Below are 15,630 nucleotides of genomic sequence, written 5' to 3'. Positions count from 1 at the left end.
TGTACTTTATTGTTCATGATTGAACATTATTGGATTCCCACTATGCCATCCTTTGCGCTTAAGGTCACCCGGCTGGGCTTGTCCAGTCTCAGCCGGATTTCGCCGCGACTTGCCGGCAAGGCTGCCTTCAAACTTTTCTGTCTGACACCGTCGCGGCGGCCTCGGGGCGCCAAGGCGGAGGCCGCGTATGCGGAGGGCAGGGCGCGTCTGAGTTCCGCCGAGGAGGTCATGCTGCCCTTTCAGGGCGGACGGGCGATGGCATATCGCTTCAACGGCGGCGCCAAGGGCCGGCGCAAGCGCTTTCTTGTCGTGCATGGCTGGGGCTCCAGCAGTGAATATGTGTCCGAGCTCACCGCCTTTCTCGCTAGTGCCGGTGCCGAGGTAATCTCGCTCGATCTGCCGGGCCATGGCCGCTCGCTGGGGCGCTTTCTCAATGTGCGCCTCGCCGTTTCGGCGATAGCTGCCGCGGCGGAGCGATTCGGCGCATTCGATGCCACCGTCGGCCATTCGTTCGGCGGCGCTTCCATCGCAATTGCCGCGGCTGGTTTTCTGCCCGGTATCGAGCCGGTCCTGCCCGGCCGCCTGGTGTTGATCGGTGCGCCGAGTGCGATGGCTTGGTTGTTTGCCGATTTCGGCAGGCTGATGGAGCTTGATCCCGCGACACAGGCAGTACTTGAGGCGGAGGTTGGTCATGTCACCGGTAGAAGACTCGAGGACTACAATGCCGGGCGTGGCGTTCGCGACCTCGCCAAGCCAGTGCTTGTCATTCACGCCGAGGACGACAAGGAAGTCAGCGCCGATCATGCCCGCACCTATGCTGCCGCCGGCGACCATGTTCGCCTCCTCTGGGCGAACGGCTTCGGCCATCGCCGCATCGTCAGCGCCGCCCCCGTGCTGGAGGCGATCGGCGAATTCCTGGCGGAAACACCGGCGTCCGCGGGGCGAGAAAATGCGCTCGAAACTGACGGTGAAACGGTGATATCGTTTCTTCGGACGCCGGCGCGGCGCGTGTCATAGCAACGTCACGCCTTGCGTCTAACCCGGCAGTATCTGGATCAAAAAGACGTGAGGCAGCATGCGGATCATCACTTCTGTTGAAGAATTGAATGAACTTTACGGGGGCGCCGGCGAGGCATCGATTGCCAAGGTGACAAATATGCTGACCCCGCTCTATCGCCAGATGATCGAGGCATCGCCCTTCATGGCGCTAGCGACGGTCGGCCCGGAAGGCCTGGATTGCTCACCGCGCGGCGATATCGGCGGCGTGGTGCGCGTACAAGACGACAAGACGCTGCTGCTTCCCGATTGGCGCGGCAACAATCGCGTCGATTCGCTGGCCAATATCGTCAGGGATCCCCGCATTGCGCTGATGTTCCTGATCCCGGGCTCGAACACCACCATGCGCCTCAATGGCCGTGCGGTCGTCTCCATCGAGGAAAGCCTGCTGGCGAGTTTCGAGATGGAGGGCAAGCATCCGCGCAGTGTCGTGGTGATCACCATCGACGAGGTCTATTTTCAATGCGCGCGGGCGGTGATGCGTGCCGAACTCTGGAAGGCGGAGACATTGGTCGATCCGGCAAGCCTGCCGACGCCCGGCATGCTGCTGAAGGCGGCGAAGGGCGATTTCGATCAGGAGACCTATGACCGCGAATGGCCGGCGCGAGCGGCCAAGACCATGTGGTGACAAAAATCCGCCGGCGCGCCTAAGGAAGGCCGCGCCGGCGGATTGGCATTCGCTCTGGTTTTAGCTTTTGTAGATCAGCCAGCTCTTGGTGAAATCTTTTTGCATGCCGTCCTGGTAGGCATAGCTGCAGTTGCGGCCGGCATTCTTGGCACAATAGAGCGCGATGTCGGTCTTGCTGTAGAGTTCACCGGGATCTGCAGCTTCCGAGGCCATGCAGATGCCGAGAGAGATAGTGATCGGCCCGTAATTGACCTTGGTGCGGGAGTTCTTGAACGGTGTTGCTTCCAGCGCACGGCGGATGCGCTCGCAGATCGCCATGACCTCCTCCTGCGTATTGCCTTCTAGGATCAGCGCGAATTCCTCGCCGCCGGTGCGAGCGACGAAGGCCTCGCGGCGGACATTGGCGCGGATGAGGGAGGCGACGGTGGCGAGGATCTTGTCGCCGACCGGATGGCCGTATGTGTCGTTGATCTTCTTGAAATGGTCGATATCGGCTAGCACCAGCGCCGTCACTGGGCGGGCCATCTGATTGTCGAAGATAGCGGCCAGGCGATCATCGAAGGCGCGGCGATTGGAGAGCCGCGTCAGAGAGTCGGTATTGGCGATGCGCTTGTATTCGTCCAGTTCCTTGCGCACCTGGTCCATTTCCTGGCTGCGCTGGGTGACGTTCTCCACGGTTTTTTCACCGTGCGCCATGGTGTCGCCGGTTGCTTCCGCCAGGAAGTCGATGGCGCTGCGCAGCAGATCGGCGCTGTTGTTGTTCTTGGACGTGATGCGTTCACAGGTTTCGCCGAGCAGCCGGTTGTAGCTTTCCAGCGAGGTTTGTTCCTGCCGCAGCGTGCGCAGCACGCCGTCGAGTTCAGTGATCAGGCGGGCGTGGGCGTCATCGAAAACGCGGCCTGCATGGTGGGCGAAATGCTGAGCACCGAGTGCGTCCAGTTCCTCTTGCGTAGCATTGCTGCCGAGTGCGGCAAGTTCGCGCGTCAGGGCGGGGTTAGAACCAATATAGGCTTCGTAGAAAAGTTCATAATTGCGCGGAATCGGGGCGACCCCCATGGATCGCATGGCATAGGTAATCTGTCCTGCCACGTCGGGAACTTGCGCCTTGGGCGCAACTACCGTACTCATCGGCGAACTCCATAAAATGATTTAGTAAAAGCACTATTTGTAGTTAGCCTAAGATCCTTTGAAAAAGATTAAGGCAATGAACCTAAAATCTTATATGTAAGTTGGTCTGAGAATTAATTTCATTATAATATAGAGACACTTACAGAAAAGGCGCCGGGACGGCGCCTTCCTTTTGTCTGTTCCGGTGACGAAGTTCAGCCGAGATTGAGCTCCTGGAAGAAGTCGTTGCCCTTATTGTCAATGACGATGAAGGCGGGGAAGTCTTCGACCTCGATTTTCCAGACCGCTTCCATGCCGAGTTCCGGATATTCCAGCACCTCAACCTTTTTGATGCAGTCCTGAGCGAGGCGCGCGGCCGGGCCGCCGATCGAGCCTAGATAGAAGCCGCCATGTGCCTTGCAGGCTTCGCGCACGGCGCGCGAGCGGTTGCCCTTGGCGAGCATCACCATCGAGCCGCCGAAGGACTGGAACTGGTCGACATAGCTGTCCATGCGTCCGGCCGTCGTCGGGCCGAATGAACCGGAGGCGTAGCCCGCCGGCGTTTTGGCTGGGCCGGCATAGTAGACGGGGTGGTTTTTCAGGTAGTCCGGCATGTCCTGACCTTTTTCCAGGCGCTCGCGGATTTTCGCGTGCGCCAGGTCGCGGGCGACGATGATGGTGCCGGTCAGCGACAGCCGGGTCTTGACCGGATGCCGGGACAGCTCCGCCAGGATGTCGGCCATCGGCCGGTTGAGGTCGACGCGGACCACCGATGCGGAAAGCTTGGCCTCGTCGATTTCGGGCATATATTTCGACGGATTGGTTTCAAGCTGCTCGATGAAGATACCGTCGCGAGTGATCTTGCCTTTGGCCTGACGATCGGCGGAACAGGAGACGCCGAGGCCGATCGGCAGTGAAGCGCCATGGCGGGGCAGGCGGATGACGCGGACATCATGGCAGAAATATTTACCGCCGAACTGCGCACCGACGCCGAGGCTCTGGGTCAGTTTATGGATTTCCTTTTCCATTTCGATATCCCGGAAGGCATGCCCGCTTTCGGAGCCCTCCGTCGGAAGACAGTCCAGATACTTTGTCGAGGCGAGCTTGACCGTCTTGAGGTTCATCTCGGCCGAAGTGCCGCCGATGACGATTGCCAGGTGGTAGGGAGGACAGGCTGCCGTGCCGAGCGTCAGGATCTTCTCCTTGAGGAAATCCAACATGCGGTCGTGGGTGAGCAGCGACGGCGTGCCCTGATAGAGGAACGTCTTGTTGGCCGAACCGCCGCCCTTGGCGACGAAGAGGAATTCGTAGGCATCGGTACCTTCCTCATAGATATCGATCTGGGCGGGAAGGTTGTTCTTGGTATTCTTTTCCTCGAACATCTTGATGGGCGCGAGCTGCGAATAGCGCAGGTTCTTCTTCTCGTAGGCGTCGAGAACGCCCTTCGCCAGAGCAGCGCTATCGCCGCCTTCGGTCCAGACGCGACGGCCTTTTTTCCCCATGATGATCGCGGTGCCGGTGTCCTGGCACATGGGTAGCACACCGCCTGCGGCGATATTGGCGTTCTTCAGCAGGTCGTAGGCGACGAAGCGGTCGTTATCGGTCGCTTCGGGGTCTTCGAGGATGGAAGCAAGCTGCTGCAGGTGACCAGGGCGAAGCAGGTGGTTGATATCGGCGAAGGCCGTTTCGGCAAGCAGTCGGATACCCTCGGGATCGACTGTCAGGATGTCCTGACCCTTGAACGTATCGACGGAGACATAGTCGCCGGAAATTTTGCGGTAGGGGGTGGCGTCGTCGCCGAGGGGAAAGAGATCATCAGCCATGCGGGGGACCTTTCAATGCCGTGATGTGGCGGAAGAGACGTTTGCGAACGGTCTAAATCCGGCAAGGTCCAAATGCAATTGGCTGGATGCCGCAACTGAATTTCGGAAGATGTGATTGTCAATGTCCCGTAGACAATTGGTGCTCAAATCGCGCTCTTGAGAGAACGGTCAGCAAGGAGCACATTTTGTGTGAAAGGGCCGGGCGAAGTGCCTGAACAGGCCTGAAATAAGGGTCGAGATCATGGATATCTCCCACAATCATCACCACCACATTTCACCGCTGGCGGTTGCCGCCGCGGTTGTCGGGGTAAGCATGCTGGCGCTCACTCACAACGGCTATTTGCAGCATGCCTTTCACAAGGAAATCATGGCGTCGATCAACCCGGCCGATGTCCTGACCCCCGCTGACATGATCCCGGAACAGCCGGGCGACGGCACACCTGTCCACTACAGGCCGATCACCGCGTCGGTGCATTAATCATCGCAGAGGGCGCGCTTCCGGCAAAAACACCGGAAGCGTCTTCAAACTTCGCAGAATTCACTTTGGCCCGATCATCGTCTCCGGCCGGACGATCGCGTCATAATCTTCCGCCGAAACCAGCCCACTCGCCAAAGCCTCTTCCTTCAACGTCGTACCGTTCTTATGCGCCGTCTTGGCGATTTTGGCGGCGTTGTCGTAGCCTATCTTCGGCGCCAGCGCCGTCACCAGCATCAGTGAACGCTCCAGGCCAGCCTTGATATTGTCCTCGCGCGCTTCGATGCCGACGACACAATTGTCGGTGAAGGAGACGGCGGCGTCGCCCAGCAATTGGACCGACTGCAGGAAGTTATAAGCCATCATCGGATTGTAGACGTTCAGTTCGAAATGACCCTGGCTGTCGGCGAATGTCAGCGCGGCATTGTTGCCGAAGATGTGGGCGCAAACCTGCGTTATAGCTTCGCATTGTGTCGGATTGACCTTCCCCGGCATGATCGACGAACCCGGTTCGTTTTCCGGCAAAGCCAGCTCACCGAGGCCGGAGCGAGGACCGGAGCCGAGCAAGCGGATATCATTGGCAATCTTGAAGAGAGCTGCGGCTGCGGCATTGATGGCACCGTGGCTGAAGACCATGGAGTCATGAGCGGCCAGCGCCTCGAACTTGTTCGGCGCGGTGACGAAGGGCAGGCCGGTGATCTCTGCGATCTCGTCCGCCACCTTTTCCGCAAAACCGATCGGCGCGTTGAGGCCGGTTCCGACGGCCGTGCCGCCCTGGGCGAGTTCGCAAAGGCCCGGCAGCGTCAGTTCGATGCGCTTGATAGCCGAGGCGACCTGCGCGGCGTAGCCGGAAAACTCCTGGCCGAGGGTCAACGGCGTGGCGTCCTGCGTATGGGTGCGGCCGATTTTGATGATATTAGCGAAGTCGGCGACCTTCTTTTCCAGCGCCGCATGCAGATGTTTAAGGCCTGGCAGCAAGTGATGAACAATCTGCTCGGCGCAGGCGATGTGCATCGCCGTCGGATAAGTGTCGTTCGACGACTGGCTCATATTGACGTGGTCGTTCGGATGCACCGGCTTCTTGGAGCCCATGACGCCGCCCAGCATTTCGATCGCGCGGTTGGAGATCACCTCATTGGCATTCATATTCGACTGCGTGCCGGAGCCCGTCTGCCAGACGACCAGCGGAAAATGCTCATTGAGCTTGCCGTCGATGACTTCCTGAGCCGCTTCGACGATCACTTTTCCGAGAGCGGGGTCCAACTGGCCAAGCTCCATGTTCGCACGTGCGGCGGCCTGCTTGACGATGCCGAGGGCGCGTACGATCGACAGCGGCTGTTTCTCCCATCCGATCTTGAAGTTGCCGAGCGAGCGCTGGGCCTGTGCACCCCAATAGCGGTCGCTTGCCACTTCGATCGGGCCAAAAGTGTCGGTTTCAGTGCGGGTGGCGGTCATTATGTCTGATCCTGCTTTTCCGTTGAAATGGATGGTTGTCATATAGGTCCGAACGATGCTCAAGAAAACAGCGAACGAGGGATTTCATGAGCATCGATGTCATGTTTTCCGGACGGTAAGGAAGGCCGTGTTCTTTTTAACACGCTCGATAGATATTCTTCAGAGCGTCTTTATTGCCACTCAAAAACCGCGCGAAAATTCAATAAAAAATTAACTAATAATTTCATAATTTTGTGTCGACTAAACCTCAAATGATGCTTCGGCTTTGTCACACAAAGTTGAGGCATTGAACGAAAGGCGGGGTCTGGCCGTTTTAATTCTAATGGTTAAACGATGTTTCGAACATCGTGGCCGAGTTGAACTGAAAACAGCGCCGTCTGTCTCGAGGCTACCGCATGATACGGGGACTGATTAGAGAATGAAACTTGTCACTAAAGCCGCAGCATCCGTTCTGGCGCTTTCCTGCTGCATCTCCGCCGTGGGCGCGACATCCGCGAACGCCATGACCCTCATGGACTTTATTCGCGGCGGCCAGGCGCGCCAGGAGAGCACGCGAGTCTCCGCACCGCTCACCACCAGTCGCGGTCAGCCGGGCCTTGGCGCCGACGCGCCGGCGCAGACGAAAGAGCCGCTCCCCACGGTCAGCGCGCCCAAATATTATACCTACAAGCCTGAGCCCATGCGTCTCGTGGCATCCAATCGTTTCACCGATCCGGTGGTGACCGGGGCTGTCGCGGATGCGTCGACGACGCCGGTTGCCGTCGATACCAGCGCTTCGCAGCGTCGTTTCTTGACCGACGCTCGTGTGATGGCGACCAATGACATCGCCAAGGCGCTCGAGGCCTATTACGCCGACCAGAGTAAGCCGCTCGTCTGGGTGGCCGACAATGTCATCAATGACAAGGCGAAGGCCGCCATGGCTGTTCTGGCAGATGCCGGCTCGGTTGGCCTCGACCCGGCCGACTATGCCGTCCAGGCGCCCAGCTTCGATCCGGCAAGCGTCGATCCGACGATGCGCGACCGCGCCTTGATGCAATTCGAGCTTGCACTTTCCGGCAAGGTATTGATGTTCGTTCAGGATACGGTCCGCGGCCGTCTCGACCCGAACAAGATCTCCGGCTATCACGATTTCAAACGCAAGGACGTCGATCTGACGCCGGTTCTGGGCCTGCTGCAAGCAAGCTCGGACGCTGCTGCCTATCTCAATAGCCGCAGCCCTTCGAACCAGGAGTTCATGGAGCTGAAGGCAGAGCTTGCCAAGCTTCGCGGCGAAAGCGGCAACGATGCCCATATCTCCATCTCATTGAACGGCATCCTGAAGCCCGGCGGCAGCTCGCCGGAGATGGCCAACATCGTCAAAGCCATCCAGCAACGCGGTTCGGATGCGCTGAAGGTCAAGAACGCCGTCACGCTTGCTGCCTACAGCGGCACGCCGGACTATACGCCGGACCTCGTCTCGCTGGTCGAAGACTTTCAGAAGGAAAAAGGCCTGACGTCCAACGGCGTCATCGGCCAGTCTTCGGTGCGCGCCATGGTCGGCGAAAATAACGACGCGAAGATCCAGAAGCTGGTCATCGCGATGGAGCAGTTGCGCTGGCTGCCGGACGAGCTCGGCCCGCGCTACGTCTTCATCAACCAGCCGGCCTTCATGGTCTACTATCACAACAATAATCAGGAACAACTGTCGATGCGTGTTGTCGTGGGCGGCAAGCAGCATCAGACGTTCTTCTTTGAGAACCAGATCCAGACCGTTGAGTTCAACCCGTTCTGGGGTGTTCCGCAGTCGATTATCATCAACGAAATGCTGCCGAAGCTGCGTGCCGATCCGAACTATCTCGACCGCATGGGCTATCAGGTCGAAGTCGGCGGCCGTGCCGTCGCGTCGTCCAGCGTCGACTGGTATGGCTCGACCAAGAATGTCTCCGTTCGCCAGCCTCCAAGCAGCGACAATGCGCTGGGTGAACTGAAGATTCTCTTCCCGAATTCGCATGCGATCTACATGCATGACACGCCGGAAAAGAGCTTCTTCAAGAAGGATATGCGTGCGCTCAGCCACGGTTGCGTACGCCTTGCCGAACCCCGCGCCATGGCCGCTGCCGTGCTGAACACGACGGAAGACGAAATCGCAAAGCAGATCGCCACCGGCCAGAACCATGCCGTGCCGGTGCCGCAGAAGTTCCCGATCTACATCGCGTACTTCACTGCCTGGCCGAACAAGGACGGCGTCGTGCAGTATTTCAACGACGTCTACGATCGCGATGCTGCGACGCAGAAGGCGCTCGACGCGACGACCAAGGCGCGCGCCGCACAGATTTGATTTAGGGTGAGACCAAGAATGGCGAGAGGCGGTCCATTGGGCCGCCTTTTTGTCATTTAAGCACAGCCCAAGCGCGATGGAGGTTGAGCGTCGCGATTGGCGTCGACAAATAAATGGCTGGCCTACCGTTAGCCGGCGCTATTCCTTCGTCTCGATCCGCCATTCTTAAGCGCCACAAGGGACGTCAAAGCGGGATAGCAATGAGCTGCCAAGCAATCCGTCGATAGCACCGACAAGTGCCATTGCCGCCGCTAGAGTCCGGTTCTATGCAGCCAGCAAGCCGCGGACGAGCGCGGGCGTAAGCTCGTCATAATGGGCGATGACCCGGTTCGGACCGAGGGTATCGACGCTGACGTCCGAATAGCCGAAGGGGACAGCAATGGAAGGGACGCCGGCATTACGGGCAACCAGAATGTCGTTGATGCTGTCGCCGATCATCACGGTGCGGCGAAGGTCACCGCCAGCGCGTTCCACCGTGCCGATCAGGTGCTCTGCATTCGGTTTGCGAACGGTGAAGGTATCGCCGCCGGTGATAGCCTCGAAGTAATGGGTGAGCCCGAGCCGCTCCAGAAGGGTGCGTGCGAGTGACTCCATCTTGTTCGTGCAGATGGCGAACTTGCAGCCTTGCGCCTTCAAAGCATCCAATGCCGCAAGCAGACCCGGGTAGGGTTGCGTCAGGCCAGGCATCGTCTCGGTATAGTGCGCGATGAATCGCTGCAACAGTGTCGGCAGTTCTTCTGACTTCAGGATATAGCCTTGCAGCTTGCAGGCGCGTTCGATCATGACCTGGGCGCCGTTGCCGACGAGGTAAGTCAGGTCGCTGTAGCTGACGGGCGCCAGTTCCAATGCGGCAATCGTATGGTTTAGGCTTTCGACGAGATCCGCATGGGTATCGAGCAGCGTGCCGTCGAGATCGAATACGACAAGGGGAGATTTCACGAGGAATCGACCTTTGGGTAAGAAGAACAAGCAGGTCTTCCGAGTTAGAAGATCAGGCAGGCAATTGCAACCGAAGGCTCCGCAAGCTTGTCCGAATATGGCCGCTGATTTCTATGCGGAGCCGTTATTTTGGCTTTCGTTTGCCAGGAGAGCCGTGTAAACAGCACACCAACGTAACAATCGGGAGCAGGTGGCGCATGGACGCCCGCCAAATGAAGATCGAGGCTGCAAGGGCGGCTCTGACCTATGTCGAGAGCGGCATGCGGCTCGGGATCGGCACGGGCAGCACGGCGGAAGAGTTCGTTCGGTTGCTCGCCGAGAGAGTTGCGGCAGGCCTTACGATCGAGGGCGTTCCGACCTCCGAGCGTACGGCTAGGCTCTGTGTCGAACTCGGCGTGCCATTGAAATCGCTCGATGAACTTCCCGAGCTTGATCTCACCATCGACGGTGCCGACGAGGTGGACGGTGCCCTGCGGCTGATCAAAGGCGGTGGTGGCGCGTTGCTGCGCGAAAAAATCGTCGCAGCTTCGTCGGCGCGGATGATCGTCATTGCCGATGAGAGCAAGATTGTCGAGACGCTTGGCGCGTTTCCGCTGCCGATCGAGGTCAATCCGTTTGGCCTCGTTTCCACACGCATCCTGATCGAGAAGGCGGCATCGGGTCTTGGTCTTTCCGGCGCACTCAACCTGCGCCAGTCGGGTGATGGCAACTTCATGACCGACGGTGGGCATTTCATAATTGACGCATCTTTTGGCCGCATTCCTGATGCAGAGGCGCTGTCGATTGAGCTGAATTCGATTCCCGGTGTTGTCGAACACGGGCTCTTCATCAACATGGCGACACTTGCGGTTATAGCCGGTCCAGCCGGCGCGCGCACGTTGCAGGCGAACAATACATAGGAGCACTGAACTCATGATCAAAATAGCGGGTCTTGGCCGTTTTGCCGCTGCGACCATCGTTCTTTCAGGCATCGCGCTCGGTTCCGCCAGCGCTCAAGAAGTCTCGGAAGAGCAGATCAAGGCCGCGCGGGCGGCGATCAACGCGCTTGGCGTCACGAACCAGTTCGATAACATCCTGCCGAATCTCTCCGAACAGTTGAAGAGCACGATGATCCAGGCCAATCCGAACTTCGGTGACGCTATCAATTCGTCCGTCGACGCAACCGCACTTGCTCTAGCGCCGCGCCGGGCCGACCTGGAGCGTGAAGCTGCAGTAACATATTCAAAGGCGTTTACGACTGACGAGCTCAACGCCATTACCGCATTCTTTACCTCGCCAACCGGCAAGAAATTCTTGCAGGATAATCCTGTTGCTTTGCGCGAGCTTTACAAAGCGGCCGACATCTGGGGCCAGGGCATCTCGCGCGATCTTGCCAACCAAAGCAGCGACGCGCTGCAGAAGGTGGTGAAGGCCCCGATCGCTCCCCCGCCGACGGACGCCACCAACAACGCTCAGCCGGCACCGGCACCGGCCGCGCCGGCACAGAAACCGGCAAAGAAGTAAGCTTGATCCTGTCCATGATTTGACCCGAAAATCGGTTCATATTTTTCGGACCATGGATTAGGCCTTCGAATTCCAAAGCCCGGATATCGTTCCGGGCTTTTCTTTTTACGCTTCGAAATCCTATATCAGTGCCGACCCTTTTTCGGCGCGTCTGCGCAGCTTCATTTCCGTAGGAGTATCCGATGCCTTCCTTTGATTTCGATCTTTTCGTCATTGGCGGCGGTTCGGGGGGCGTGCGCAGCGCGCGCGTCGCTGCATCGCTCGGCAAGAAGGTCGGCATCGCCGAGGAGTATCGTTATGGCGGCACCTGCGTCATCCGCGGCTGTGTTCCGAAGAAGCTCTTCGTCTATGCCTCGCAATACAGCGAGCATTTTGAGGATGCAGCCGGCTTCGGCTGGACGGTCGGCGAAAGCACATTCGACTGGAAGAAGCTGATCGAGGCGAAGGACAAAGAAATCGCACGCCTGGAAGGGCTCTATCGCAAGGGGCTCGACAACGCCAAGGCCGAAATCTTCGACACACGCGCCGAGCTGCTCGATGCTCATACGATCCGCCTGTTGAAGACCGGCAGAACAGTGACCGCCGAAACGATCGTCGTGGCCACCGGCGGTACGCCGAACCTGCATCCGGCGCTGCCTGGCCACGAGCTTTGCATTTCTTCCAACGAAGCGTTCCATCTGGAAGAACTGCCAAGATCGATCCTGATTGCGGGCGGCGGCTATATTGCCGTGGAATTCGCCAACATCTTCCACGGCCTCGGTGTCGAGACGACGTTGATCTATCGTGGTGCCGAGATCCTGTCGCGCTTCGACCAGGACTTGCGCAAGGGCCTGCATGAGGCAATGGAGGCCAAAGGCATCCGCATCCTCTGCCATGACATCATCGAGAGCGTGACAAAGACGGAAAATGGCCTGAGCGTTCTGACGAAGAACGACAAGCGGCTGGTGGTGGACACGGTGATGCTGGCGCTCGGCCGCACGCCGAACACCAAGAACATCGGGCTCGAGGCTGCCGGCGTAGCGGTCAACGAACTTGGTGCCATCGTCGTCGACGAATATTCGCGGACCTCGGTGCCGAACATCTATGCGCTCGGCGATGTCACGGACCGGGTACAGTTGACGCCGGTGGCGATCCACGAGGCCATGTGCTTCATCGAAACCGTCTACAAGAACAATCCGACCCGTCCGGATCACGAACTGATCCCGACCGCCGTCTTCTCGCAGCCGGAGATCGGCACGGTAGGCTTGACGGAAGAGGACGCCGCCAAGCGTTATCCGGAACTCGAAGTCTATCGCGCCCAGTTCCGACCGATGAAGGCGACGCTATCCGGCCGTAACGAGAAGATGATCATGAAGCTGATCGTCAATGCCGCTGATCGCAAGGTGATCGGCGCGCATATTCTCGGCCATGATGCCGGCGAGATGGCGCAATTGCTTGGCATTCCTGTGAAGGCCGGCTGCACCAAGGAAGATTTCGACCGCACCATGGCGGTTCACCCCACGGCCTCCGAGGAGCTGGTGACGATGTATACGCCAAGCTATCGCATCCGCAACGGCGAGCGGGTATAAGGAATAGGCTAGTAATTCCACCGCGTATAAAAGACCTTCCGAACAGATGGTCCGCCTTTGCAAGCGGCGGGCAAAGGTTTATAAGCGCGCGTTATTTGTGATGGCGGGGCACTTGGCGAAGACCGGGTGCGGAAACAGGTGAGTAAGATGGCAGAAAATTGGACACCGAGCAGTTGGCGGCAAAAACCGATCCAGCAGGTGCCGGAATATCCGGATCAGGCAGCGCTGGCGGCCACGGAAGCGCAGCTCGCAAGCTATCCGCCGCTCGTTTTTGCCGGTGAAGCTCGTCGCCTGAAAGCGCATCTTGCCAATGTTGCCGAAGGCAATGGTTTCCTGTTGCAGGGCGGCGACTGCGCCGAAAGCTTTGCCGAGCATGGCGCCGACACGATACGCGATTTCTTCCGCGCGTTCCTGCAGATGGCCGTCGTCCTGACGTTCGGTGCTCAACTGCCTGTCGTAAAGGTCGGCCGCATTGCCGGTCAGTTCGCCAAGCCGCGCTCTTCGGCCATCGAAACCCAAAACGGCGTGACGTTGCCGAGCTACCGCGGCGACATCATCAACGGCATCGAGTTCACTCAGGAAGCGCGTATCCCCAATCCGGAGCGCCAGCTGATGGCTTATCGCCAGTCGGCCGCGACGCTCAACCTGCTGCGCGCGTTCGCCATGGGCGGCTATGCCAACCTCGAGAACGTGCACAAGTGGATGCTCGGTTTCGTTAAGGATAGCCCGCAGGGCGAGCGCTACCGCAAGCTCGCGGACCGCATCAGCGAGACCATGGATTTCATGAAGGCGATCGGCATCACCGCCGAAAACAATCCGAGCCTGCGCGAGACCGATTTCTTCACCAGCCATGAAGCGCTGCTGCTCGGCTATGAGGAAGCGTTCACGCGCGTCGACTCCACTTCGGGCGACTGGTACGCCACCTCCGGTCACATGATCTGGATCGGCGACCGCACGCGCCAGGCCGACCATGCGCATGTGGAGTATTTCCGCGGCATCAAAAATCCGCTCGGTCTGAAGTGTGGTCCTTCACTGCAGGCTGACGATTTGCTGAACCTCATCGACATCCTGAACCCGACCAACGAAGCCGGCCGCCTGACGCTGATCTGCCGTTTCGGCCACGACAAGGTCGCCGACAATCTGCCGCGCCTCATTCGTGCGGTCGAGCGCGAAGGCCGCAAAGTCGTCTGGTCCTGCGATCCGATGCATGGCAACACGATCACGCTCAACAACTACAAGACCCGGCCGTTCGAGCGCGTCCTGTCGGAAGTAGAAAGCTTCTTCCAGATTCACCGCGCCGAGGGCACGCATCCAGGCGGCATCCATATCGAGATGACCGGCAAGGACGTGACGGAATGCACGGGCGGCGCCCGTGCCGTCACGGCCGACGACCTGCAGGATCGCTACCATACGCATTGTGACCCGCGCCTCAATGCCGATCAGGCCTTGGAACTTGCCTTCCTGCTCGCCGAACGCATGAAGGGCGGTCGGGACGAGAAGCGCTTGCGCGCACTCGGCTGATAGCGGACCACGGTAAAACATCATTTGCGAACGGGCCGGCTCATACCGGCCCGTTTTGTTTGTGCTTTCGCAATCAATCTCGCTGAAGCCTGCTTCATTTCTTTGCATTTGACGCAGGCGGTTTCGTCGTCTCTCTTGTCATAAAAAGAAAGGGGTCAGCATATGAATGGCGAACACACCGGCGCTTGCCTTTGCGGCAGCGTGCGTTTCAAGACACGTGGCGCTTTGCGGGAGGTTGTCGCTTGTCATTGCTCGCAGTGCCGCAAGCAGACCGGGCTTTACTACGCCGCGACCAACGTTCCACGCAGCAATATCACGATCGAAGGCGAGGAGGCGATCACATGGTATCGTGCCAGCTCCTTTGCCCGTCGCGGCTTCTGCCGAATTTGTGGTTCCGCGCTTTTCTGGGTGGCTGATAGCGCGGAGGAAATCTCGATCATGGCAGGTCTCTTCGACGGGCCGAGCGACCTGAAGCTTGCCTACCATATCTATTGTGCCGACAAGGGCGATTTCTACGAAATCACAGATGAGCTGCCGCAGTACCAACAGGGTCGTCCGGGACTGCTGACAGCCGGGCCTTCGGATTAGATTCCTGCCGATAAGTGCATCTAGATAATCGGGCTCTCGCCGCTCCTGTCTTCGATCCTCCCGCTCAGCCGTGCGATTTCCTCGCGCAGGGCCGAAAGCTCCGTCAGCACGCGTAGGTCGATCTTCTGGTGCAGTGAGAGCACTTCCAATTCAGCCTTGAGATTGACTTCGTAGTCCTTTGCGGCCTCGAAGCGGTCGCGTTCGGCCTGGCGATTCTGCGACATCATGATGATCGGGGCCTGGATCGCGGCGAGCATGGAGAGGACGAGATTGAGGAAGATGAAGGGATAGGGGTCGAAGGCGCGCGTGACGAGGACGATGGTGTTGACGACGCACCAGACGACGAGAAAAGCAAGGAACGCAAGTATGAAAGACCAGGAGCCGCCGATGCGGGCAATGTTGTCGGCGAGGCGCTCGCCGGTGGATGCCTCGGCCGAGAAGGCGGCGTTGATGTCAGTGGAAACGATTTTCCGCTCATGCGCCTTTCTCAGCACGCGCTTTTCGATATCGCCGAGCTCGTCGGCCGTCTTGTCGAAATGCTGATGAACGAAATTGGGCAAATTATACATGGGAATACTCCGAAGACTTGATCGCTTTCGGCGCAAGTATTCGATTGCCCGGTGGAAATGCAATGCGAAAAGGGCCGCTGC

Annotated in this window: 14 protein-coding genes; 9 read left to right on the top strand and 5 right to left on the bottom strand. The window is 58.9% G+C overall.

The features are described from left to right. Window positions 1-42 precede the first annotated feature (42 nt). The gene (locus CCGE525_RS11615) at window positions 43-1,017 is read left to right on the top strand and encodes an alpha/beta hydrolase (RefSeq protein ID WP_120704383.1); all 975 of its coding nucleotides are present in this window, start codon (window positions 43-45) and stop codon (window positions 1,015-1,017) included. A 58-nt stretch (window positions 1,018-1,075) separates the two neighbouring features. Then, on the top strand, window positions 1,076-1,684 hold the full coding sequence (locus tag CCGE525_RS11610; protein ID WP_120704382.1) for a pyridoxamine 5'-phosphate oxidase family protein: 609 nt from the start codon (window positions 1,076-1,078) through the stop codon (window positions 1,682-1,684). 60 nt (window positions 1,685-1,744) lie between these two features. Here the strand turns inward: CCGE525_RS11610 and CCGE525_RS11605 are convergent, their stop codons facing one another. Together CCGE525_RS11605 and CCGE525_RS11600 are read right to left on the bottom strand one after the other, a co-directional pair. Then, on the bottom strand, window positions 1,745-2,812 hold the full coding sequence (locus CCGE525_RS11605) for a GGDEF domain-containing protein (RefSeq protein ID WP_120704381.1): 1,068 nt from the start codon (window positions 2,810-2,812) through the stop codon (window positions 1,745-1,747). Between the two features lie 194 nt (window positions 2,813-3,006). Further along, complete coding sequence (locus CCGE525_RS11600; RefSeq protein ID WP_120704380.1) at window positions 3,007-4,614, bottom strand: fumarate hydratase; 1,608 nt, start codon at window positions 4,612-4,614, stop codon at window positions 3,007-3,009. 241 nt (window positions 4,615-4,855) lie between these two features. Here CCGE525_RS11600 and CCGE525_RS11595 point away from each other — a divergent pair, with 241 nt between their 5' ends. Next, window positions 4,856-5,092 carry a hypothetical protein gene (locus tag CCGE525_RS11595; protein ID WP_120704379.1) on the top strand — a complete coding sequence of 79 codons (237 nt, stop codon included), beginning with the start codon at window positions 4,856-4,858 and terminating at the stop codon, window positions 5,090-5,092. 60 nt (window positions 5,093-5,152) lie between these two features. Here the strand turns inward: CCGE525_RS11595 and fumC are convergent, their stop codons facing one another. Next, on the bottom strand, window positions 5,153-6,544 hold the full coding sequence (gene fumC / locus CCGE525_RS11590) for a class II fumarate hydratase (protein ID WP_120704378.1): 1,392 nt from the start codon (window positions 6,542-6,544) through the stop codon (window positions 5,153-5,155). Window positions 6,545-6,962: 418 nt separating this feature from the next. Here fumC and CCGE525_RS11585 point away from each other — a divergent pair, with 418 nt between their 5' ends. Then, on the top strand, window positions 6,963-8,861 hold the full coding sequence (locus tag CCGE525_RS11585) for a L,D-transpeptidase family protein (RefSeq protein WP_120704377.1): 1,899 nt from the start codon (window positions 6,963-6,965) through the stop codon (window positions 8,859-8,861). A gap of 264 nt (window positions 8,862-9,125) precedes the next feature. Here CCGE525_RS11585 and CCGE525_RS11580 read toward each other — a convergent pair whose 3' ends face one another. Beyond that, entirely contained in the window at window positions 9,126-9,800 is a 675-nt protein-coding gene (locus tag CCGE525_RS11580; RefSeq protein ID WP_120706378.1) for an HAD family hydrolase, read from the bottom strand. Window positions 9,801-9,997: 197 nt separating this feature from the next. On the opposite strand from CCGE525_RS11580, the gene rpiA reads away from it, so the two are divergent. The 5 genes from rpiA to CCGE525_RS11555 all read left to right on the top strand — a co-directional run bounded on the left by rpiA (window position 9,998) and on the right by CCGE525_RS11555 (window position 14,980). Next, complete coding sequence (gene rpiA, locus CCGE525_RS11575) at window positions 9,998-10,699, top strand: ribose-5-phosphate isomerase RpiA (RefSeq protein ID WP_120704376.1); 702 nt, start codon at window positions 9,998-10,000, stop codon at window positions 10,697-10,699. A gap of 13 nt (window positions 10,700-10,712) precedes the next feature. After that, window positions 10,713-11,303, top strand: coding sequence for a DUF2059 domain-containing protein (locus CCGE525_RS11570; RefSeq protein ID WP_120704375.1), 591 nt, complete (start codon window positions 10,713-10,715; stop codon window positions 11,301-11,303). 182 nt (window positions 11,304-11,485) lie between these two features. After that, a complete protein-coding gene (gor, locus tag CCGE525_RS11565; RefSeq protein ID WP_120704374.1) occupies window positions 11,486-12,871 on the top strand; it encodes a glutathione-disulfide reductase in 1,386 nt (461 codons plus the stop codon). Between the two features lie 147 nt (window positions 12,872-13,018). Then, entirely contained in the window at window positions 13,019-14,392 is a 1,374-nt protein-coding gene (locus tag CCGE525_RS11560) for a class II 3-deoxy-7-phosphoheptulonate synthase (RefSeq protein ID WP_120704373.1), read from the top strand. A gap of 162 nt (window positions 14,393-14,554) precedes the next feature. Then, entirely contained in the window at window positions 14,555-14,980 is a 426-nt protein-coding gene (locus CCGE525_RS11555; protein ID WP_120704372.1) for a GFA family protein, read from the top strand. Between the two features lie 20 nt (window positions 14,981-15,000). Here CCGE525_RS11555 and CCGE525_RS11550 read toward each other — a convergent pair whose 3' ends face one another. Further along, window positions 15,001-15,549, bottom strand: a complete 549-nt coding sequence (locus tag CCGE525_RS11550; protein WP_120704371.1) for a DUF1003 domain-containing protein — start codon at window positions 15,547-15,549, stop codon at window positions 15,001-15,003. Window positions 15,550-15,630: the final 81 nt, after the last annotated feature.

The organism is Rhizobium jaguaris (genome assembly GCF_003627755.1).
Classification (GTDB): Bacteria; Pseudomonadota; Alphaproteobacteria; order Rhizobiales; family Rhizobiaceae; genus Rhizobium; species Rhizobium jaguaris.
This window is presented reverse-complemented; position numbering and strand designations above follow the sequence as displayed.